Here is a 21,915-nt window from a genome sequence, read left to right on the forward strand (position 1 = left end):
GGGAGGGTCGCTCGCTCAGGCGACCTTGATCGCCACCGGCGTCACGGTCGACAGGAAGCGCTCGCGGATCGAGCGCTCGATGCCGGCGGCGTCCAGGCCGCACTGGGCCATGAGCTTGCCGGGTTCGCCGTGCTCGACGTACTCGTCGGGCAGACCCAGCTGCAGCACCGGCAGCGACAGGCCTTCGGCCTGCAGCGCTTCCAGCACCGCGCTGCCGGCGCCGCCCATGACGCAGCCGTCCTCGACGGTCACCAGCGCGTCATGCGTGCGGGCCAGTTCCTTGACCAGCTCGACGTCCAGCGGCTTCACGAAACGCATGTTGGCGACGCTCGCGTCCAACGCCTCCGCCGCCTTCAGCGCCGGATGCAGCAGCGTGCCGAAGGCCAGGATCGCGACGCGAGGCGCATGGACGCCTGCGCGGCCGCCGGTCGACGGCAGCGACGAGGTCCGACGCATCTCGCCCTTGCCCCACGGCAGCGCGACCATGTCCTTCTGGATCTCGGCGCCGATGCCCGCGCCGCGCGGATAACGGACCGTCACCGGGCCGTTGTGCACATGGCCGGTGTACAGGGCCTGGCGGCACTCGTTCTCGTCCGACGGCGTGATCACGCTCATGTTCGGAATGCAGCGCGTGAAGGCGATGTCGTAGTTGCCGGCGTGCGTCGCACCGTCGGCGCCGACCAGGCCCGCCCGGTCCAGCGCGAACAGCACCGGCAGGTTCTGCAGCGCCACGTCGTGCACCAGCTGGTCGTAGCCGCGCTGCAGGAAGGTCGAGTAGATCGCGACCACCGGGCGCAGGCCCTCGCAGGCCAGCCCGCCGGCGAAGGTCACCGCGTGCTGTTCGGCGATGCCGACGTCGTAGTACCGCGTCGGGAAGCGCTTGTGGAACTCGACCATGCCCGAGCCCTCGCGCATCGCCGGCGTGATGCCGACCAGCGTCGGATCGGCCTCGGCCATGTCGCACAGCCAGTCGCCGAACACGGTCGTGAAGGTCTTCCTGGCCGGCGCGGTCGACGGCTTGATGCCTTCGGCCGGGTTGAACGGCGTCGGGCCGTGGTACTTGACCGGGTCGGCTTCCGCCAGCTTGTAGCCCTGGCCCTTGCGCGTGACCAGGTGCAGGAACTGCGGGCCCTTCTTGTCGCGCAGGTTCTCCAGCGTCGGGATCAGCGCGTCCAGGTCATGCCCGTCGATCGGGCCGACGTAGTTGAAGCCGAATTCCTCGAAGATCGTCCCGGGCACGAACATGCCCTTGGTGTGTTCCTCGAAGCGGCGGGCGAACTCGTACAGCGGCGTGTGCTTGAGCACCGACTTCGCGCCTTCGCGCGCGGCGGCGTAGAACTTGCCGCTCATCAGCCGGGTGAAGTACTTGTTCAGCGCGCCGACCGGCGGGCTGATCGACATGTCGTTGTCGTTGAGGATCACCAGCACGTCGCCGAGCAGGCCGCCATGGGCGACGCCGGCGTTGTTCAGCGCCTCGAAGGCCATGCCGGCGGTCATCGCGCCGTCGCCGATGATCGCGACCACGCGGCGCGCCTCGCCCTTGATCCGGGCGGCCATCGCCATGCCGTGCGCGGCGGAGATCGAGGTGCTCGAGTGGGCCGTGCCGAAGGTGTCGTACTCGCTCTCGTCGCGGCGCGGGAAGCCGGAGATGCCGCCCTGCTGGCGCAGCGTCGCCATCGCGTCGCGGCGGCCGGTCAGGATCTTGTGCGGGTAGGTCTGGTGGCCCACGTCCCACACCAGCCGGTCGCGCGGCGTGTCGTAGACGTAATGCAGCGCGACCGTCATCTCCACGGTGCCCAGGTTCGACGACAGATGGCCGCCGGTCTTGGACACGCTGTTGAGGATGTGCGCACGGACCTCGTCCGCCAGCTGCGGCAACTGACCGCGCGACAGCCGGCGCACGTCCGCGGGGCTCTCGATGGTCGACAGCAGCGTCTGCGCGGTCGTCGCCGTCGTCGCGTTCGATGGGTTCTCGCTCATGGCGTCGCCTCTCCTTGTCGTCAGGTCCTGCCCGGATCCTTGCGGGATCCGGTCCGGATCTCAGTTGTCGCGCTCGACCACCTTGTCAGCCAGCAGGCTGAGCCAGGCGGTGTCGGCCAGGCCGCTGCCGGCCAGCGCCTGATGCGCCTCGTCCCGCAGGCGGAGCGCGTACGCGCGGGCGGGCCCCAGGCCCAGCACGCTGACGTAGGTCGGCTTGTTGTTGTCCTGATCCTTGCCGGCGGTCTTGCCCAGCACGTCGCTGTCCTGCGTCACGTCCAGGATGTCGTCGACGACCTGGAAGGCCAGACCGATCGCTGCGCCGTAGCGGCTCAGCGACGCCCAGGCGGCCGGCGACAGCTCGCCGCACGCGGCGCCCATCAGGACGCTGGCCTCCAGCAGCACGCCGGTCTTGCGGCGATGCATGTCGCGCAACTCCGCCTCGTCCAGCGGCTTGCCGATGCTGGCCAGGTCGATCGCCTGGCCGCCGGCCATGCCGTCGTAGCCGCTGGCGCGCGCCAGCAGCCGGCACAGCTTGGCCTGCAGCGCCGGCGCGACGCCGTCGTCCGGCGTCAGCACGTCGAAGGCCAGCGCCTGCATCGCGTCGCCCGCGAGCATCGCCTGGGCCTCGCCGTACTGCACATGCAGCGTCGGCTTGCCGCGGCGCAGCACGTCGTTGTCCATGCACGGCATGTCGTCATGCGCCAGCGAATACGCGTGGATCAACTCCACCGCGCAAGCCGCGCGCATCGCGGCCTCACGCTGCCCGCCGGCGGCGTCGGCCGCGGCCAGCACCAGCAGCGGGCGCAAGCGCTTGCCCGCGCCGAGCACGGCATACCGCATCGCCTCGCCAAGACCCGCCGGTGCCGCCTCGGGCACCCAGGCCTCCAACGCGCGCTCGACGTCCTCGAGCGATTGCCTCACCCAAGTTTCGAAAACCCCTGCATCCACTTATTCATCTCCCCAAGCCTGCGCGCCGCCACCTTCAATGACCTGTACTTGTTGTTCGACGGCCTGGAGCCGGCTGCGGCAGTATTTGAGCAAGGTGGCTCCCCGCTGGTAGCTGGCCAGCAGCTGATCCAGCGGCAGTTGACCGGCTTCCATGGCCTGCACCAGACGTTCCAACTCCTCGACCGCCAGCTCGTAGCTGGCAGGCTCCTGCTCGTGGATCGCGGGCGGCGCCGATTTGGCGCTGGCGGAAGGCTTGCTCATTTCAAAACGCGAAAATGAGGATTGTAAGCACCGTCACCACCCCGTCCGTCTTCCGACCGTCGGGGGATGTGAGCGCGCCGCCACAGGCGTCAGCGGGTGTTTCGATCGTTCAGTAAAGCTTGACACCCACCGATTTCCCCTTCGGAGAAGGGCCGGGTACAATCACCGGTTCCTTTGCCCGCCGCCATGCCCTAAAAGGGGTCCGGCGGGTTTTTCATTCACGGTTGACATTGGAGTCTTGGAGACCCTCTTGGATCATGTCCGACCTGAGCATCCCTCTCAGCGCGCTTGAACGCAAAGGCCCGGGTAGTACCACGGGTAGTACCACGGGTAACACCACGGGCAACGGCACGGGCAGCACGACCCCCAGCCATCCCCAGCTCCCGGTCACTTCCTACTTCGACGAGGACCTGTTCCGCCGCGAACAGGAACTGATCTTCCAGCACGGTCCCCGCTACCTCGGCCACGCGCTCGCCGTGCCCGAGGTGGGCGACTATTACGCCCTGCCGCAGGAAGGCGAAGGCCGCGCCCTGGTGCGCAGCCCGCAAGGCCTGGAACTGATCTCCAACGTCTGCCGCCACCGGCAGGCGGTGATGCTGCGCGGGCGCGGCAACACGCAGAGCAACATCGTCTGCCCGCTGCACCGCTGGACCTACGACCTGAAGGGCGAACTGGTCGGCGCGCCGCATTTCAAGCAGGACCCCTGCCTGCACCTGAACCGCTACAGGATCCGCGAGTGGAACGGCCTGCTGTTCGAGGACAACGGCCGCGACATCGCCGCCGACCTGGCGAAGCTGGGTCCGCGCGGCGCGCTGGACTTCAGCGGCTACCAGCTCGACAAGGTCCACGTCCACGAGTGCGACTACAACTGGAAGACCTTCATCGAGGTCTATCTGGAGGACTACCACGTCGGCCCGTTCCATCCGGGTCTGGGCCACTTCGTCACCTGCGACGACCTGGCGTGGGAGTTCGGCCGCGACTACTCGGTGCAGACGGTCGGCGTGAACAAGGCGCTCGAGAAGCCGGGCTCCGAGGTCTACGCCAAGTGGCACGACCAGGTGCTGGGTTTCTCCGGCGGCCAGTCCCCGGACCAGGGCGCCATCTGGCTGACCTACTACCCCAACATCATGGTGGAGTGGTACCCCAACGTGCTGGTGGTGTCGACGCTGTTCCCCAAGGGACCGCAGAAGACGACCAACATCGTCGAGTTCTACTATCCGGAAGAGGTCATCGCCTTCGAGCGCGACATGATCGATGCCCAGCAGGCCGCCTACATGGAGACCTGCGTCGAGGACGACGAGATCGCGCTGCGCATGGACGCCGGTCGCAAGGCGCTGATGGAGCGGGGCGACGACGAGGCCGGCCCGTACCAGACGCCGATGGAAGACGGCATGAAGCACTTCCACGAGTGGTACCGCGGGCTGATGAAACGCTGACGCCGCAGCGCCGGCGCGCCGACACGAACAGGCCGGCGCCCCGCCCTCGCACCCACCCCGGTGCGCACAACGCCCCGCTCTTGCGGGGCGTTCGTTTTTGCGGCTGCCCACAACAGGACGGACCGACCTTCGGCGCGAGAATCGGCGGCATGTCTGCACCCCTTCTGATGGTCCTGGCGACCCTGCTGTTCGCCACCATGGGTGTCTGCGTCAAGCTGGCTTCGGCCTACTACGGCGCCGGCGAGATCGTCATGTACCGCGGCCTGGTCGGCACGCTGTTCCTGTTCGCGCTGTCGCGGGCCAAGGGGCTGTCGCTGAAGACCGCCGTGCCGGCGATGCACTTCTGGCGCAGCCTGTCGGGGGTGATCGCGCTGTCGCTGTGGTTCTTCGCGATCAGCAAGCTGCCGCTGGCGACGGCGATGACGCTGAACTACATGTCCTCGGTCTGGATGGCGCTGTTCCTGATCGGCGGCGCGGTGCTCATGGGCGCGGCCAAGGTCGACCCGCGGCTGATCATCACCGTGCTGCTGGGTTTCGTCGGCGTCGGGCTGGTGCTGCAGCCGGCGATGGAGGACCAGCAGGTCTGGCACGGCCTGGCCGGGCTGGCCTCCGGGATGCTGTCGGCGATGGCCTACCTGCAGGTGACCTCGCTGGGGCGGGCGGGAGAACCGGAATTCCGCATCGTCTTCTACTTCTCGATGGGCGGCGTGGTCGCCGGCGCGCTGACGACGATCGTGTCGCACGGCGGCTGGCACGGCCACACCTGGACCGGCGCGGCGCTGCTGCTGGCCGTCGGCGTGCTGGCCACCGCCGCGCAGCTGCTGATGACGCGCGCCTACGGCACCGGCAAGCCGCTGGTGAACGCATCGCTGCAGTACCTGGGCATCGTGTTCTCGGCGTTGTATGGTGTGCTGATCTTCGGTGACCTGCTGGGCCTGCTGTCGTGGATCGGCATCCTGCTGATCGTCGTGGCGGGCCTGGGGGCGACGCTGCTGCGCGCCCGGACCACGCCCAAGGACGCCCAGCATTCTGTCCAGGAATCTTGAACGGCCATGACGACTTCAGCGACGCCTCACCCGGTGACTCCCTCGACGCCCCCCAAGACCGACGCCGAGGCCGCGCCCGCCGGGCCAGGTCTTGACGGCCTGATCACGGTCGAGCAATTGCAGGCGTTGATGGCCTCGCCGACGCCGCCGCTGATCGTCGACGTCCGCTTCGACCTGGTGGACACCGCTGCCGGTGAGCGGGCCTACGCCGCCGGCCATGTGCCGGGCGCGTTCTACCTGAACCTGGACCGAGACCTGAGCGGTCCGAAGCAGGACGCCTTCGGCGCTTTCCGCGGCCGTCACCCGCTGCCCGAGCGCGACGCCTTCGCCACCCGCCTGCGGGATCTCGGCATGACGCCGGGCCGGCAGTTCGTCGCCTACGACGCCGCCGACGGCATGTACGCGGCGCGCGTGTGGTGGATGCTGCGCTGGCTGGGTCATGCGCAGGTGGCGGTGCTGGACGGCGGATTCGCCGCCTGGCAGCAGGCCGGCGGCGCGGTGACCTCGGACCTGCCTTCCGCCGCCTCGGCGACGCCGGCTTCCGGCGCCACGTCCTCTTTCGAACCTGCCGAGCCGCTGGAGACACCCTGGTCCGCCCAGGAACTGCTCGCAGGCCTGGGCCGGGTGCGCCTGATCGACGCCCGCGCAGGCGAACGCTTCCGGGGTGAAGTCGAACCGCTGGACACCCAGGCCGGTCACATTCCGGGCGCGACGAACCGCTTCTTCAAATCCAACCTGACGCCCGAAGGCCGCTTCAAGTCCGCCGCCCAGCTGCGCGAGGAATTCAGCGCGCTGCTCGGTCCGCAGGGCGCGGGCGGGACGGTGCACCAATGCGGATCGGGCGTGACCGCCTGCCACAACCTGCTGGCGATGCACCATGCCGGGCTGCCGGGCAGCCGGCTGTACCCCGGATCGTGGAGCGAATGGAGCGCGAACCCGCGTCTGCCGCTCGCCAAGGGCTGAACGGGGGCGGAACGGGGGCAGAACGGGCGCTGACGCGGGCCCCAATTGACATTGCGCATGGCGCGAGCACCATGAGAGGGTCAGACTGCGAAGGCAAGCCCTGACCCCACCTGTGGTGGGGGTCGGGTCCACCCAGCCCTACCCCGTTCGCTCGAAGGAGGCTCGCCATGTTCCAGCGCATCCTGATTCCCACCGACGGTTCGGACATCACCGCCAAGGCGATCTCCACCGCCATCCAGCTGGCAAAGTTCCACAACGCCCGGCTGTTCGCCATCAGCGTGAAGGAACCCTTCCCCTACAGCGCGGTGTCGGAGATGCAGCCCACGCCGCCGCAGGAATTCTTCGACGCCCAGGAGCGCATCGCGCAGGAGCGTCTGGCCCACGTCCTCTCGCTGGCGCGGGCCGAAGGCCTGGAGATCGAGGCCCACAGCGTGGAGGCGCTCCACCCCTGGGAGGCCATCATCGAGCACGCCAAGCGGGTCAACGCCGACCTGCTGGTGATGGCCACGCACGGCCGGCGCGGGCTGCAGGCGCTGCTGCTGGGCAGCGAGACGCAGAAGGTGCTGACGCACTGTGCGTTCCCGGTGCTGGTGGTGCACGGCGAAGGCGCGCCCCAGTAAGCTGTCAGGCAGGTTGACCGGAGCGCCCTCCGGGCGCCTCCGACCTGCGTCAATGGGCGTGCTTGCCGCCCACGACGATGAGCACGAACACGATGCCCACGCCCAGCCACAGCAGCTGCAGCGCGGTGTCCTTCCACGGCAGCCGGCGCTGCAGCTGCGGGATCAGGTCGGCCACCGAGACATAAACGAAGCTGCTCGAGGCCGCCACCAGCAGGTAGGGGAACAGCTGCTGCCACGGCCCCACCACGTAGTAACCCACCAGCCCCCCGATCACCGCCGCCATCCCCGACACGGCATTGAAGAACAAGGCCTTCTTGCGCGTGAAGCCGGCGTTCAGCAGCACGATGTAGTCGCCGACTTCCTGCGGGATCTCATGGGCGACGATCGCCATCGCGGTGACCCAGCCCAGATGGTGATCGGCCAGGAAGGCCGCGGCGATGATGATCCCGTCGCAGAAGTTGTGGATCGAATCTCCCACCAGCACCGACAACCCGCCCCGGCCCGCCTGCTCCTGGTCGAAATGATGATGATGGTGGTGCCCGTCCCCCTCATGGTGGTGGGTGTGGCGGTACAGCTCCGCCTTCTCCAGCAGGAAGAAGAACATCAGCCCGCCCAGCAGCGCCAGGAACAGGTTGTGCGGATCCGCCCCGCTCTCGAACGCCTCCGGCAGCACATGCAGCAGCGCCGTCGACAGCAGCACGCCGGTGGACAGGCTCACGAGGTGCTTGACGATGCGGCTCAGCAAGCCGACCGTCAGCATCGCCGCGATCGTCACGGAGGCGAGACCGCCGGCGAATGTCACCAGCAGGATGTAGGTCAGGGTCATGGATAAAAAAGGCGCACCACTGAGGGTGCGCCGGTTGGGTTCCCAAAATTGTCTCAGACTCGTCAAGCCCCCGCTTTGGAAGGCTCTGGGATCACTGCGTGAGGGTGAGCGCGGGCTCCGGAATTACTTCGAGGAGCCAAGCGCGGGCTCTCCACGAGGCATGAGGGCTCCCTCCTGGACCCTCAAGCCTCATTCCGGCCCCAGCATCGCTTGCTGACCCCGGGCCTTGGGAGTTCAGACACCGTGCTGCTTGAACCAGGCCTGGCATCGGGCCCACCCATCCTTGGCAGGCTCAGGCTTGTAGCTGGGACGGTAATCGGCGTGGAAAGCGTGGCCGGTGTCGGGGTAGACGACGAACTCGCTCGCCTTGGCCGCGGCACTGCCCTGCTTGAGCGCCTCCTGCATCGCGGCGACCGTCGACACGGGAATGCCGTTGTCCTGCGCACCGTACAGGCCCAGCACCGGCGCGTTCAGTTGACCGACGACGTCGATCGGATGCTTCGGGGTCATGGCATTCGTCTGACCCTGCAGGCGGCCGTACCAGGCCACGCCAGCCTTCACGGCCTTGCTGTGCGCGGTGTACAGCCACACGATGCGGCCGCCCCAGCAGAAGCCCGTGATTGCCAGCTTCGAGGTGTCGCCGCCCTGCTGCTTCGCCCAGGCGACCGTGGCGTCCAGGTCGTTCATGACCTGCGCGTCGGGCGTGCGCTGGATGATCTCGCTCTGCAGCTTGGCGATGTCGGAATAGACCGTCGCATTGCCCTGGCGTGCGAACAGGTCGGGCGCGATGGCCAGGTAGCCCAGCTTCGCGAAGCGTCGCGCGACGTCGGCGATGTGCTCGTGCACGCCGAAGATCTCGCTGATCACCAGCACCACGTGCGCGTTCTTCTTGCCGGCCGGCTGTGCGACGTACGCCGGCACCTTGAAGTCGCCGACGGGGATGGTCACCGGCCCGGCATCCAGGCCCTGCGTGTCGGTGCTGATCGTCTGCGCCGACACCGGCAGCACCGCCGCCGCGAAGCCGCTGCCCACCGCCGTGCCGACGAACGCGCGGCGGCTGAAGGCCCGGCCCGGGGCGAGCGTGTCGATGTCGTCGCGGATCGCGTCGACCAGTTCAGGGGACACGCCTGCGGCGCCTTCGTCGCGGGAATCGGAATTCGTCATCTGCGGCTCCTCGGTTGGGATGCGGGGTGGACGGAACGCCGGATGCTAGCGCGGGCGTCGTGCGACAGCACGATGACGCGCACGATGAAAGCACTTCGTTCCGGGCGGGCACGCCAAACACCGCGACAATCGCGACCCATGACGCAAGCGCAAGTCCCCCTGATCCTGGCCGCCATCGACATGGGCTCCAACAGCTTCCGTCTGGAACTCGCGCAGTTGCAGCACGGGCAGTACCGCCGCCTGGACTACCTGAAGGAAACGGTGCGCCTGGGCGCGGGCCTGGATGCGATGAGCATGCTGACCGAGGAAGCCACGGAACGCGGCCTCGCCTGCCTGCGCCGTTTCGCGGAACGCCTCTCGGGACTGCCCGGCCGCCAGGTGCGCGCCGTCGCCACGCAGACGCTGCGCGAGGCGCGCAACCGCAACGCTTTCCTCGCCCGCGCGCAGGAGGTGCTGGGCCATCCGATCGAAGTGATCTCCGGCCGCGAGGAAGCCCGCCTCATCTACGCCGGCGTGGCCCGCCTGCAGACGGCGGAGGACCCGCGCCTGGTCATCGACATAGGCGGCCGCTCCACCGAGATGATCCTGGGCCGCGGCCCGCAGCCGGTCAGCGCCGAATCCTTCCAGATCGGCAGCGTCAGCCTGTCGATGCGCTTCTTCCCCGACGGCCGCTTCACGGCCGAGGCCTTCCGCGCCGCGCAGGTCGCCGCCGGCGCCGAGCTCGAGGAAGCCATCACCGAGTTCTCCCGCCAGTCGGCGCAGCCGCGCTGGAAGCAGGCCCTGGGCTCGTCCGGCACCGTCGGCGCCGTCTCGCAGATCCTGGCCGCCAGCGGCGTGAGCCCCGACGGCTCCATCACGCTCGACGGCCTGCGCTGGTGCATCGAGCAGTGCCTCGTCGCCGGCCGCGTCGACGCGCTCAAGCTCCCCGGCCTGAAGGAGGACCGCCGCGCCGTCGTCGGCGGCGGGCTGTGCATCCTCTACACACTGCTCACGCATTTCGACATCGACCGCCTGTACCCGGCGAAAGGCGCCCTGCGCCAGGGCGTGATCTTCGACCTCGCGGAACGCCTCGACCCGAAGATGCTCGCCGCCGGCCGCGACATGCGCGAGCAGTCGGTGTCAGAACTGCAGCGCCGCTTCGCCGTCGACCGCGACCAGGCCGGCCGCGTGCAGTCGCTCGCCCAACGCCTGCACGCCCAGCTGTCGCCCAAGGCCGAGGAAGAACACCGCCGCGAGCTCTCCTGGGCCGCCGCCCTGCACGAGATCGGCATGATGGTGTCGCACCACGACCACCACCGCCACAGCGCCTACCTGCTGTCGCATGTCGACGCCCCGGGCTTCTCGCAGAATCAGCTGCGCCGTCTCGGCGACCTCGCGCTGGGTCAGCGCGGCGGGCTGCGCAAGCTCGAGGAACAGCTGCAGGAAGAACCCATGGTCTGGCAACTGCTGGCGCTCCGCCTGGCGGCGATCAAGTGCCACGCGCGCAGCAACGTCGATCCGGCTGACATCAAGATCCGCCGCGACGGCATGGACGTCACCATCGAAATGCGCAAAGGTTGGGCCGACACGCATCCGCGCGCGCACTTCCTGCTCCGCGAAGAGCTGGACGCCTGGGCCAAGATCGGGAAGGTCCAGCTGGCGCTGGAAGCCTGACATCACCGAGCGCGACAGGCATGGCCCGGCCCGGCGCCGGTCGTCGAGCCGGGCGCCAACTCGCTCTGCTCACCTCCGGTTCGCGACGCTCAGACAGACGGCGCCCAAGTCAGTTGTTGAAGCTCGACTTCGTCGCCGGCCCGGGCCATGCCCGTCCATCGGGAACGAGGACTTCAGCGAGCGTCAGAGCTCTTCGCGGTAGAGGCGCATCAGCGCCTGCTGCGCGCAGACACTGTTCGGGTTGTCTTCCGTACCAATGCGCTGCGAGGTGCCGTCCGGACCCAGTTGCCAGGCGTCCAGGCTGTCGTACAGGTAGGGCGTCAGGCCCTCGTCGATCACGCGCTGACGCAGCTTCGCATCGGTGATCGGCCACGCCACCTCGATGCGTCTCAGCATGTTGCGCGCCATCCAGTCGGCGCTCGACAGGTAGAGCGCCTCCTGCTCGTCCTTGCCCCAGCGGAAATAGAAGATCCGCGAGTGCTCCAGGAATCGACCCACCACCGAGCGCACCAGGATGTTGTCCGTCTCGCCCGGCAGACCCGGCGGCAGCATGCAGGCGCCGCGCACGATCAGGTCGATCTTCGCCCCGGCCTTGCCCGCACGGATCAGGCCGTTGATCAGCTCGGCATCGGTCAGCGCATTGATCTTCAGCACCACGCGCGCGGTCTCGCCGCGCTTCGCGGCTTCCTCGACCTGCGTCAGCAACTCGCACATGGTGCGGTGCAGGTTGAACGGCGCCAGCAACAACTTCTTCGGCGCCTTGAACTTGGACAAGGAGGCCAATTGGCTGAACACCAGGTCCATGTCGGCCGTGATCTCCGAATCGGCCGTCAGATAACCGAGGTCGGTATAGAAGCGCGCCGTCTTCGGGTTGTAGTTGCCGGTCGACAGATGCCCGTAACGACGCAGCTTGCCGCCCTCACGGCGCGTGATCAGCATCAGCTTGGCGTGCGTCTTCAGGCCGACGATGCCGTACACCACCTGCGCGCCGACGGCTTCCAGCCGTTCCGCCCAGTTGATGTTGGCCTCTTCATCGAAGCGCGCCTTCAGCTCGACGACCGCCAGCACTTCCTTGCCGCGCCGCGCCGCCTCGATCAGCAGGTCCGCCAGCACCGACTGGCTGCCGGTGCGGTAGATCGTCTGCTTGATGGCCAGCACGTCCGGATCCTCGACCGCCTCGCGCAGCAGCTGCACCACCGGGTCGAAGCTCTCGAACGGGTGATGCAGCATCACGTCGCCCTTGGTCCGCAGCTTGTCGAAGATCGACTTGCCGCGCGGCAGCCGGCCTTTCGGCCAGCTCGGCTCGTAGGGCTGGAAGCGCAGGTCGTCGGCGTCGGTCTGGTCGATCAACTCGTTCAGGCGCACCAGGTTCACCGGCCCGTTGACGCGGTACAGCGCCGCCTCCGGCAGGTCGAACTGCTCAAGCAGGAAACGCGACAGCTCCTCGGGGCAGGTGTTGACGACTTCCAGCCGCACAGCGCGTCCGAAGTGGCGCGTGGTCAGGCCGGAGCGCAGCGCGTGGCGCAGGTTGGCGATCTCTTCCTCGTCGACCTCCAGGTCCGAGTCGCGCGTGACGCGGAACTGGGAGAAGGCCTCGACATGGCGCCCCGGGAACAGTTCTTCCAGATGAGCACGGATGACGCTGGTCAGCAGCACGAAGCTCTGCTTGCCGCCGCTGATGACGGACGGCACCTTGATGACGCGTGGCAGCACGCGCGGCACCTTGACGATGGCGATGCGGTTGTCGCGGCCCAAGGCGTCCTTGCCCGACAGCCGGGCGATGAAGTGCAGCGACTTGTTGCCGACCTGCGGGAACGGGTGCGCCGGATCCAGGCCCACCGGGACCAGCAGCGGACGCACCTCGCGCTCGAAGAACTTGGCGACCCACGCGCGGATCTCGTCGGTGCGGTCGGCGTGGTTCAGGATCTGGATGTTGTGCTCGCGCAGCGCGGGCATGACCTGGTCGTTGAAGATCGCGTACTGCTCGTCGATCAAGTCGTGGGCGGCACGGCCGACGCGCTCGACGTCGCGCGGCGTCACCAGCCCGCTGCCGTCGCGCTGCACGTCCAGCATGTCGGCGAAACGCACCTCGAAGAACTCGTCGAGGTTGCTGGACACGATGCAGATGTAGCGCAGCCGCTCCAGCAGCGGCACGTCGACGCGCTGGGCCTGGGCCAGGACGCGCCGGTTGAACTCGAGGATCGCGTTTTCGCGGTTGAGCAGCGGGACGTCAGGCAATGTCATGGACTGATTCTATGAAGCTGTCATGACAGTCCAATGACCCTCTTTCGGGCGGGTTTCGCCCGCTTTCTCGCTTCTGCTTCCCGCTTCCGGACTCCCGCTCCGGGATTCCCGTTTCCCTCTCCGCCGGTCTGGCCGATCAGGCCGGCTGGCGCATCGCGGCGGCCAGCGCCTCCGCGGTGCCCTGCTCGGTGACCCGGCGCTGGCGCTCCGCCCAGTCCAGGATCTCGAGGTGGCCGTCCGCGTGCTCGACCAGCGCGGTGAGGCTCTCGACCCAGTCGCCGTCGTTGGCGTAGGTGATGCCGTCGATGTCGCGCAGCTCGGCGTGGTGGATGTGGCCGCAGACGACGCCTTGCACGCCGCGCTTGCGGGCCTCGCGGGCCAGCGCCTGCTCGAACTCGCCGATGAACGAGACCGCGCGCTTGACCTTGAGCTTGAGGTACTTGCTCAGGCTCCAGTAGGGCAGGCCCATGCGCGCGCGCAGCGAGTTGAGGTGGCGGTTCAGCTTCAGCGTGAATTCATAGAGGGTGTCGCCCAGATGGGCGAGCCACTTCGCATGCTGGATGACGCCGTCGAACAAGTCGCCGTGCGTGACCCAGAACTTGCGGCCGTCGGCGGTCTCGTGGATCCACTCGTGCGCGACCTCGATGCCGCCGAAGCTGTGCTGCAGGTACTTGCGGGCGAATTCATCGTGGTTGCCCGGCACGTAGATCACGCGCGTGCCCTTGCGCGCCTTGCGCAGCAGCTTCTGGACGACGTCGTTGTGCTCCTGCGGCCAGTACCAGCTGCGGCGCAGCTGCCAGCCGTCGACGATGTCGCCGACGAGGAAGAGCTGCTCGCACTCGACCTCGCGCAGGAACTCGAGCAGCGCCCGGGCCTGGCAGCCCGGCGTGCCCAGGTGCAGATCCGAGATCCACACCGTGCGCACGCGGATGGAGCCACCATCCTCCGCCTCGGCCACAGGCGGTTCGTTCGAAAGAGCGGCGGCCATGAGGGTGTCGGTCAGCATGGCCCCACAGGTTGCCGACCCTGGATGAAAGCTTGATGACCGGACCGCCGATAATCCCCCGCCATGCATTTGATGATCCCCTTTGCCAGTTCGCTGGACCCTCATTTCGAGGGCGCCCTGCGCGAACTGGAGCTGCCTCACCTGAGCCGCCTGCTCGGGTTGCTGGCCCCGGTGGAGGACGTCGGCGACGCCGACGAGAGCTCCCCCCTCCCCCCGCACGAGCACTTCCTGGCGCGCCGCCGCGGCGTCGCCGACGACCATCCCCCGATCGCCGCCTGGCGCGTACGCGCCGCCGGGCAGGATCCCGCCGGCGCCGCCTGGGCGCTGCTGACGCCCGCCCATTTCGCGATCGGCACCGAGGGCGTCACCGCGCTCGGTCCCGAGACGCTCGATCTCGATGAAGCTGAATCGCGCGCCTTCCTCGACGCGCTGACGACCGCCCTGTTCCCCGCCGCCGAGGGTTGGCGGACCGCCTGGCTGTCGACCGGCGAGTGGGCGATCGCCCATGACGAGCTCGACGGCCTGGAGGCCGCCAGCGCGGATCGCGTGCTCAACCGCGGCGTCGAGACCTGGTACCCGCGCGCCCGCCGCCTGCGCACGCTGCTCAACGAGGCGCAGATGCTGCTGCACGACCACCCGCTCAACCAGGCGCGCGAGCAACGCAACCGCCGTCCGCTGAACGCCGTCTGGATCGGCGGCGGCGCCCGTGAGCGCGGCAACGCCTTGCCGGCCGACCTCGTCGTCGACGACCGCCTGCGCGCGCCGATGCTGACCGGCGACCTCTACAGCTGGAGCGAGGGCTGGAAGGCGCTGGACCAGGGTCCGATCGCACAGGCCCTGAACGCCGCACGCGCGGGCGAGCCGGTCTCGCTGACCTTGAGCGGCGAGCGCCTGGCCCGCACCTGGAGACGCCAGCACGTCAGCGGCTGGCAGCGTCTGAAGGAAAAGTTCTCAGCGCCGAGCGCCTCGGTCGCCACCGCCCTGGAGCCTCTGTGAGCAGTCCCCGCCTCCTGACCCGCGACGTCCCGCCGGACTCCGCCCATGCGTTGCAGGAAGCCGGTTTCTCGCCGCTGCTGTCGCGCCTCTTCGCGGCGCGGGGCGTGCTCTCGCGCGACGAGCTCGACCCCGACCTCAAGCATCTGCTGCCGCCCGAGGGTCCGCTGGGGATGCTGGGCATCGACAAGGCCGCGGTGCTGCTGGCCGACGCGATCACCGCGGGCGAGCGCATCTGCATCGTGGCGGACTACGACTGCGACGGCGCCACCGCCTGCGCGGTGATGCTGCGCGGCCTCGCGCTGCTCGGCGCGAAGCCGGGCACGGTCAGCTACGTCGTGCCCGACCGCGCGGTGCACGGCTACGGCCTGACGCCGACCATCGTCGAACTGGCGCTGAAGCACGAGCCCCAGTTGCTGGTGACCGTCGACAACGGCATCGCCAGTCACGCCGGCGTGGCCTTCGCGCGGGCGCTCGGCCTGAAGGTCCTGGTCACCGACCATCACCTGCCCGCGGTCACCGCCGACGGTCAACCGACCGTGCCCGACGCCGACGCGCTGGTGAATCCCAACCAGCCGGGCTGCCCCTTCCCCGGCAAGAGCCTGGCCGGTGTCGGCGTCGCCTTCTACGTGCTGACGGTGCTGCGCGGCGAACTGCGCCGCCGCGGCGCCTTCGGCGCCCCGGGCGATAGCGCGCCGCCTCGACTGGACGGGCTGCTCGACCTGGTCGCGCTGGGCACCGTCGCCGACGTGGTGCGACTCGACGCCAACAACCGCCGCCTGGTGGCGCAGGGCCTGCGACGGATGCGCGCCGGCCGCATGCAGCCGGGCGTGCAGGCGCTCTTCACCGCGGCGAGCCGTGACTCCTCGCGCGCCAACAGCTTCGACCTCGGTTTCGCCTTGGGACCGCGCATCAACGCCGCCGGCCGCCTCGACGACATGACGCTGGGCATCACCTGCCTGACGACGGACGACAGCGAACAGGCGCTCGCCCTCGCGCGCGAGCTCGACCGCATCAACCGCGAGCGTCGCGAGATCGAGGCCGGCATGCAGGAGCAGGCGCTCGCGCTGCTCGACAGACTGATGACGGATCCGCGCCTGGATGGCGCGCCGCCGCCCGCACTGGCGCTGTTCGACGCCGACTTCCATGAAGGCGTCGTCGGCATCGTGGCCTCGCGGATCAAGGACCGGTTGCATCGCCCCGTCTTCGTCTTCGCCGAGGGTGCGGACGGTCAGCTCAAGGGCTCGGGCCGCTCCATCCCCGGCTTCCACCTGCGCGATGCGCTGGACCTCGTGTCCAAGCGCCATCCCGAGCTGCTGAAAAAATTCGGCGGTCACGCGATGGCGGCGGGGTGCACGCTGGCGCCCGGCGGCGTCGACGCCTTCCGCACCGCTTTCGAAGACGTCGCCCGCGAGTGGCTGGACGAGGCCTCGCTCACCCGCACACTGCGCACCGACGGCCCGCTGCCGCCGGAGGCCTTCTGCGCCGAGACGGTCCAGGAACTGGAAGCGCAGGTCTGGGGCCAGGCCTTCGAGGCGCCCCTCTTCTGCGACCGCATGCAGGTCGTGAACCAGCGCATCGTCGGCGAGCGCCACCTCAAGCTTCGCCTTCGCCAGGGCGCCTGGATCCGCGACGCCATCTGGTTCGGCCACACCGAGCCGTTGCCCGAGCAGGTGACGCTGGCCTACCGGCTCAGCCTCGACGAGTTCCAGGGGCAGCAGCGCGTGCAGATGGTCGTGGAGGCGATGGCGGAATAGTGCGCCGGGGCGCTCAGCCGAGCAGCTGCTTGCGCACCCACTCCACGATCGCCTGAGCCGGCATCGCGCCGGACTCGCGGGCGATCTCCTGCCCGTCGAGGAACAGCAGCATCGTGGGGATGCTGCGGATGCCGTAACGCGCGCTCTGCTGCGGCGCGGCTTCGGTGTCGAGCTTGACGAAGCGCACCTCGGGCAACATCTCCGCGGCCTCCTCGAACTGCGGCGTCATCATCCGACACGGGCCGCACCACTCCGCCCAGCAGTCGACGACGACCGGCAGTTCGGTGCCGGCGATGAACCTGTCGAACACCTCCGGCGTCAGGTCCACGGCCTGCGCCTGCATCAGCGGCGTGCCGCAGCGGCCGCAATCGGGGGCCTCGCCCAGGCGCTCGCGCGGGACGCGGTTCTTCGCGCCGCAGGACGGGCAGACGATGTGGAGGCTGACGGCGGCGGGGTGATCGGTGTCCATGGCGGTCTCGTGTCGGAAGAGCCGGTGCGATCTACCGGCGGGCAAGCCATGTTCCCTGCTTCGCGCCGGATCGCCAAGCGCACCTTCACCCGGCCCTCGCCTCGCCGTCTTCTCGCCCTGGCCTGGCCTCTCTCCTCGCCTCGCTCCTCACCGGCATGGCCGGAGGTACGACGATTGCCACCCTGCCTTCAACGACAACTCTGCTGAAGGAATCGGGATGACCGCCTACAAGGACGATGGAAAGCTCTGGGTGCTGGTGGCCGACGAGGGCGTGGCGCGTCTGCTGAAGCTGCCGGAGGAAGGCGGCGACCTGGAGGACGTCACGACGCTGACCGACGCCGCCGCCCATGCGAACAATGCCGACCTGCGACGCGACGCCGAAGGCCGCCGCGGCAACAACGTGACCTCGTCGGCGGGCGTGGATGCGTCGCACCAGGAAGCCATCGGCTTCGCCGCGCGCGTCGCGAAGACGCTGGACGACGGCTACAACAACGGCGAGGTGACGCAGTTGCATGTCGTCGCCGCGCCGCGTTTCCTCGGCCTGCTGCGCAAGGCCCTGAGCCCGCAAATCACCAAGCTGGTCATCGCCGAAACCAACGTCGACGTCGTCCACGAAAGCCTGGGCGCGCTGACGACCCGCCTGTTCCCGGAGCGGGACTTCAGCAAGCAGAAGCCGTGAGGTGCTTCACACCTGACCCCTGCTGTAACAGTTTGTCAAATCGATGACATAGAGGCCACCCAGAATGGGGACACCACGCGGCGCTCCGTCCGCCGTGGTTCCTCCCCATGCCGACCACCCATCTGCAACCGCCCGACCCGCTGAGCATCGCCCTGTCCGCCATCATTCGCGACGGCGCGCTGGACATCCACTTCCAACCGCTGGTCGAGGTCGAGCGGGCGAACATCCTGGGCTACGAAGCCCTGACGCGCGGGCCGGCGGACACGCCCCTGCATTCGCCGCTGGTGCTGTTCGAGACCGCCGCGCGGCTGGGCCGGCTCGTGGAACTGGAGCGCCTGGTCGTGCGCCGCGCGCTGCGCCGCTTCAAGGAGCTCAAGCTCCCCGGCCAGCTCTTCCTGAACCTCACCGCCGACACGCTGCTCGCCACCAGCGACCGCGGCGCGCTGATCGCCCGCGAGTTCGCGCAGCTCGACCTGCCCGCGTCGCGCGTGGTCATCGAACTGACCGAGACCCGGCCCATCCTCGAGCCCGAACGCCTGCAGGACAGCATGCGCAGCCTGCGCGAGCTCGGCTTCGTCGTCGCGCTGGACGACCTCGGCGAAGGCTTCGCCAGCCTGAAGCGCTGGATGGACATCCGCCCGGACTTCGTCAAGATCGACCGGCACTTCATCGACGGCATCGCGCAGGACCCGCTCAAGCAGCAGTTCGTGCGCTCCATCCTCGAGATGGCCGCCACCTCCGGCTGCACCGTCGTCGCCGAAGGCCTCGAGCAGCTCAGCGATCTGACCGTGCTGCGCCGCCTGGGCGTGCCGGTCTGCCAGGGTTACCTGCTCGCCCGCCCGAGCGCCGCCCCGCGCGCCGCGCTGCGCGCCGAGGTGGACGCGCTGCTCGCGCCCGAGCACCGCCGCCGCAACGCCGACTGGATGCGCCTGCCGCCTGACGCGATCACCACCGCCGCGCAACTGGCCCGCCGCAGCCACACGGTCACGCCCAAGCTCAACTGCCAGACGGTCGCCGACATGTTCCAGCGCGACGAGCAGCTGTTCTCCATGCCGGTGCTGGACGACTCGAACCGCCCGATCGGCATCCTGCGTTCGCTGCAGGTGCTCAAGCGCAGCGCCGAGCGCTACTTCATGGACATCCACGAGAAGCGCTCCTGCACCGCGCTGATGGACCCGCAGCCGCTGATCTTCGACGCCAGCACCTCGCTGCGCGAGATGAGCGACGCGATATCCAGCCTGGACGACCGGCTGATGGTCGACGGCTTCATCGTCACCCGCAACGGCGAGTACTTCGGCACCGGCCGCAGCACCGACCTGCTCAAGGCCGTGTCCGACCTGCAGGTGCACAGCGCGCGGTACGCCAATCCGCTGACGCTGATGCCGGGCAACGTGCCGACCGACCAGCACCTGGACGCCCTGCTGCACGAGGCGCGCGAGTTCGTCGTCGTCGCCTGGGACATCGACCACTTCAAGCCCTTCAACGACGTCTACGGCTACGCGGCTGGCGACGACATCATCAAGCTCTGCGCGCAGATCCTGCAGGACGCCGCCGACCCGTCGCTGGACTTCGTCGGCCACATCGGCGGCGACGACTTCGTGATGGTGCTGGGTTCCCCCGACTGGACCGCCCGCGTCACCCGCGTCTGCCGCGAGTTCGACCGCCAGATCCGCCCCTTCTTCTCCGCCGAACACCAGGCGCTGGGCGGCTACGTGACGTTGAACCGCCAGAACCAGGAATCCTTCAATCCGCTGCCGACGCTCAGCGCCGGCGTGATCCAGGTGCAGCCCGGCGCGTTCGAGAGCGTGCGCGCGCTGTCGGCCGCGCTGGCCGAGCCCAAACACGTCGCCAAGTGCGGCACCGGACCCAGCCGCTACTTCGTCGACCGCCGTCGATCCAGCACCGGCGTCACGGACATGGCGCCGCTCCTAGAATCGACGGGGTGAACACCCCTTCCTCCGCTTCACCGATCCCACCGGCTCCGCCGGAATCCTCCGCCCGCACCGATGCGCTGCCAGGCGCTGCGCCTGCGTCCGGGCGGATCGCGCTGCATGCGCAGACGAATGCGGACCTCCATTGCCACTCGACCGTCTCCGACGGCACACTGCCGCCGGAAGCCCTGGCGGCGCGCGCCAAGGCCAACGGCGTCGAGCTCTGGGCGCTGACGGACCACGACGAGGTCGGCGGCCAGACGCGCGCGATGGCGGCGGCGAAGGCGGCGGGGCTGCCCTACCTGACCGGGGTCGAGATCTCCGTGACCTTCGCGGGCAAGGTCGTGCACATCGTGGGACTGGGCTTCGACCATGAAGATCCCCGCATGGAGACCGGCCTGCGGGCCACGCGCGGCGGCCGCGGCGCGCGGGCGAAGGAAATGTCCGACGACCTGGCCCGGGCCGGCATCCACGGCGCCTATGAAGGGGCGCTCAAGTTCGCCGGCAATCCGGAACTGATCTCCCGCACCCACTTCGCGCGTTTCCTGGTGGAGACCGGCCAGTGCTCGGATGTGCCCGAGGTCTTCCGCCGCTACCTCACCGAAGGCAAGCCCGGCTATGTGCCGCACCGCTGGGCGGCGCTGCGCGACGCGGTCGGCTGGATCGTCGACGCGGGCGGCCTGGCCGTCATCGCGCATCCGGGCCGCTACGGTTTCACGCCGACCGAGGAATACGCGCTGATCACCGAATTCATCGCGCACGGCGGACGCGGCATCGAAGTCGTCACCGGCAGCCACACCGCCTCGGACATGATCCAGTACACCGACACGGCGCTCGAATTCGACCTGCTCGCGTCGCGGGGCTCGGACTTCCACAGCCCCGAAGAAAGCCGCGTCGATGTCGGCAAGCTCGACCAGCATCTCTCCGGCCGGTTGAAACCGGTGTGGGATGTGCTCGAACACCGCATCCACTGGCCGGCCTGATCCCGCGCCTGCTGCGGACCTCCGCGGATCGCTTCGGATCGACGGCCATCGCGTCAGGAATCTCAGGAACCATCCGCCGGCGAAGACCGGCTCCTTGATCGGCTCGCACGCCGATTGCCCCAGGTGAGGACCATGGCCCAGATCTTCGAAGTCCATCCCGACAACCCGCAGGCCCGCTTCCTGCGCCAGGCGGCGCAGATCCTGAGCCAGGGCGGCATCGGCGCGATCCCGACCGACTCCAGCTACGCGCTGGTCTGCCAGCTCGACGACAAGGCCGCCGCCGAGGCGCTGCGCCGCATCCGCGGCGTCGACGACAAGCACCACATGACCCTGCTGTGCCGCGACCTCAGCGAGCTGGGCAGCTACGCGCGCGTCGACAACAAGCAGTACCGGATGATCAAGACGGCCACGCCCGGGCCGTTCACCTTCATCCTGGAGGCGACCAAGGAAGTGCCGCGGCGCCTGTCGCACCCGTCGCGCCGCACCATCGGCCTGCGCGTGCCGGACCACCGCGTCACGCAGGACCTGCTGGCGCTGATCGGCGGTCCGCTGCTGGCCACCACGCTGATCCCGCCCGGCGAGCACGAGCCGATCAACGACCCCGAAGAGATCACCGCCCGCTACGACAAGCTGATCCAGCTGATCATCGACGCCGGCGCCTGCCCGATGAAGCCGACCACCGTCGTCGACCTCACGGCGGAGCCGCCGGTGCTGGTGCGCCGCGGCTGCGGCGATCCGGCCTGCCTGGGGCTGGAACTCGAAGAGGCCGAAGCCGACGAGTGATTCGGGCCCGGGCCGGCGCCGGGCATCGCGATCGGGTTCGAGTCCCGTTCGAGGCACCACCACTGTTATCCGTGCTATCCCGCTGAGTCCTGCCGATAGGCTCAGTTTCATAGGGGCGGCAGGGGCTTCGAGTCTTGAAGTCGTCCTGCCGAGTCCTGCCGTCAACTGCGCTA

Annotated in this window: 19 protein-coding genes; 11 read left to right on the plus strand and 8 right to left on the minus strand. The window is 68.9% G+C overall.

Features of this window, described 5'->3' with window-relative positions:
- Positions 1 to 15: 15 nt before the first annotated feature.
- Genes dxs through xseB form a run of 3 tightly spaced genes read right to left on the minus strand, consistent with a single transcriptional unit; the run spans position 16 to position 3,189 of the window.
- Positions 16 to 1,980, minus strand: a complete 1,965-nt coding sequence (gene dxs, locus VF536_RS23465) for a 1-deoxy-D-xylulose-5-phosphate synthase (RefSeq protein WP_331617329.1) — start codon at positions 1,978 to 1,980, stop codon at positions 16 to 18.
- Positions 1,981 to 2,040: 60 nt separating this feature from the next.
- Positions 2,041 to 2,901: a polyprenyl synthetase family protein gene (locus VF536_RS23470; RefSeq protein ID WP_414710436.1), complete on the minus strand. Its 861-nt coding sequence runs from the start codon at positions 2,899 to 2,901 to the stop codon at positions 2,041 to 2,043.
- 27 nt (positions 2,902 to 2,928) lie between these two features.
- A complete protein-coding gene (gene xseB / locus VF536_RS23475) occupies positions 2,929 to 3,189 on the minus strand; it encodes an exodeoxyribonuclease VII small subunit (protein WP_331617331.1) in 261 nt (86 codons plus the stop codon).
- A gap of 257 nt (positions 3,190 to 3,446) precedes the next feature.
- Here xseB and VF536_RS23480 point away from each other — a divergent pair, with 257 nt between their 5' ends.
- From VF536_RS23480 to VF536_RS23495, 4 genes are all read left to right on the plus strand, one after another.
- Positions 3,447 to 4,625: an aromatic ring-hydroxylating dioxygenase subunit alpha gene (locus tag VF536_RS23480; RefSeq protein ID WP_331617332.1), complete on the plus strand. Its 1,179-nt coding sequence runs from the start codon at positions 3,447 to 3,449 to the stop codon at positions 4,623 to 4,625.
- A gap of 149 nt (positions 4,626 to 4,774) precedes the next feature.
- Entirely contained in the window at positions 4,775 to 5,671 is an 897-nt protein-coding gene (locus VF536_RS23485) for a DMT family transporter (protein ID WP_331617333.1), read from the plus strand.
- Positions 5,672 to 5,677: 6 nt separating this feature from the next.
- A complete protein-coding gene (locus VF536_RS23490) occupies positions 5,678 to 6,634 on the plus strand; it encodes a sulfurtransferase (RefSeq protein WP_414710437.1) in 957 nt (318 codons plus the stop codon).
- A gap of 167 nt (positions 6,635 to 6,801) precedes the next feature.
- Entirely contained in the window at positions 6,802 to 7,254 is a 453-nt protein-coding gene (locus tag VF536_RS23495) for a universal stress protein (protein ID WP_331617334.1), read from the plus strand.
- A 49-nt stretch (positions 7,255 to 7,303) separates the two neighbouring features.
- Here VF536_RS23495 and VF536_RS23500 read toward each other — a convergent pair whose 3' ends face one another.
- Together VF536_RS23500 and VF536_RS23505 are read right to left on the minus strand one after the other, a co-directional pair.
- Positions 7,304 to 8,080, minus strand: coding sequence for a ZIP family metal transporter (locus VF536_RS23500; RefSeq protein WP_331617335.1), 777 nt, complete (start codon positions 8,078 to 8,080; stop codon positions 7,304 to 7,306).
- 234 nt (positions 8,081 to 8,314) lie between these two features.
- Positions 8,315 to 9,244, minus strand: a complete 930-nt coding sequence (locus tag VF536_RS23505) for a dienelactone hydrolase family protein (protein WP_331617336.1) — start codon at positions 9,242 to 9,244, stop codon at positions 8,315 to 8,317.
- A gap of 138 nt (positions 9,245 to 9,382) precedes the next feature.
- Between VF536_RS23505 and VF536_RS23510 the strand changes: the two genes are divergently transcribed.
- A complete protein-coding gene (locus VF536_RS23510; RefSeq protein ID WP_331617337.1) occupies positions 9,383 to 10,897 on the plus strand; it encodes a Ppx/GppA phosphatase family protein in 1,515 nt (504 codons plus the stop codon).
- A 183-nt stretch (positions 10,898 to 11,080) separates the two neighbouring features.
- Here the strand turns inward: VF536_RS23510 and ppk1 are convergent, their stop codons facing one another.
- Together ppk1 and VF536_RS23520 are read right to left on the minus strand one after the other, a co-directional pair.
- Positions 11,081 to 13,141, minus strand: coding sequence for a polyphosphate kinase 1 (gene ppk1 / locus VF536_RS23515; protein ID WP_331617338.1), 2,061 nt, complete (start codon positions 13,139 to 13,141; stop codon positions 11,081 to 11,083).
- A 136-nt stretch (positions 13,142 to 13,277) separates the two neighbouring features.
- Positions 13,278 to 14,129 (minus strand): UDP-2,3-diacylglucosamine diphosphatase, encoded by an 852-nt coding sequence (locus tag VF536_RS23520; RefSeq protein ID WP_331617347.1) that lies wholly within the window; start codon positions 14,127 to 14,129, stop codon positions 13,278 to 13,280.
- A gap of 81 nt (positions 14,130 to 14,210) precedes the next feature.
- Between VF536_RS23520 and VF536_RS23525 the strand changes: the two genes are divergently transcribed.
- On the plus strand, positions 14,211 to 15,143 hold the full coding sequence (locus tag VF536_RS23525; protein ID WP_331617339.1) for a hypothetical protein: 933 nt from the start codon (positions 14,211 to 14,213) through the stop codon (positions 15,141 to 15,143).
- On the plus strand, positions 15,140 to 16,897 hold the full coding sequence (recJ, locus tag VF536_RS23530; RefSeq protein WP_331617340.1) for a single-stranded-DNA-specific exonuclease RecJ: 1,758 nt from the start codon (positions 15,140 to 15,142) through the stop codon (positions 16,895 to 16,897). Before VF536_RS23525 ends, recJ begins: the two co-directional genes overlap by 4 nt.
- 13 nt (positions 16,898 to 16,910) lie before the next feature.
- Here the strand turns inward: recJ and trxC are convergent, their stop codons facing one another.
- Complete coding sequence (gene trxC / locus VF536_RS23535) at positions 16,911 to 17,366, minus strand: thioredoxin TrxC (protein ID WP_331617341.1); 456 nt, start codon at positions 17,364 to 17,366, stop codon at positions 16,911 to 16,913.
- 217 nt (positions 17,367 to 17,583) lie between these two features.
- On the opposite strand from trxC, the gene VF536_RS23540 reads away from it, so the two are divergent.
- The 4 genes from VF536_RS23540 to VF536_RS23555 all read left to right on the plus strand — a co-directional run bounded on the left by VF536_RS23540 (position 17,584) and on the right by VF536_RS23555 (position 21,742).
- Positions 17,584 to 18,045 (plus strand): host attachment protein, encoded by a 462-nt coding sequence (locus VF536_RS23540; protein ID WP_331617342.1) that lies wholly within the window; start codon positions 17,584 to 17,586, stop codon positions 18,043 to 18,045.
- 107 nt (positions 18,046 to 18,152) lie between these two features.
- A complete protein-coding gene (locus VF536_RS23545) occupies positions 18,153 to 19,991 on the plus strand; it encodes a bifunctional diguanylate cyclase/phosphodiesterase (protein WP_331617343.1) in 1,839 nt (612 codons plus the stop codon).
- A gap of 101 nt (positions 19,992 to 20,092) precedes the next feature.
- Entirely contained in the window at positions 20,093 to 20,959 is an 867-nt protein-coding gene (locus tag VF536_RS23550) for a 3',5'-nucleoside bisphosphate phosphatase (protein ID WP_331617349.1), read from the plus strand.
- Between the two features lie 132 nt (positions 20,960 to 21,091).
- Positions 21,092 to 21,742, plus strand: a complete 651-nt coding sequence (locus VF536_RS23555) for an L-threonylcarbamoyladenylate synthase (RefSeq protein WP_331617344.1) — start codon at positions 21,092 to 21,094, stop codon at positions 21,740 to 21,742.
- Positions 21,743 to 21,915 lie beyond the last annotated feature (173 nt).

The sequence above is a fragment of the Roseateles sp. genome (genome assembly GCF_036486225.1).
Classification (GTDB): Bacteria; Pseudomonadota; Gammaproteobacteria; order Burkholderiales; family Burkholderiaceae_C; genus Roseateles.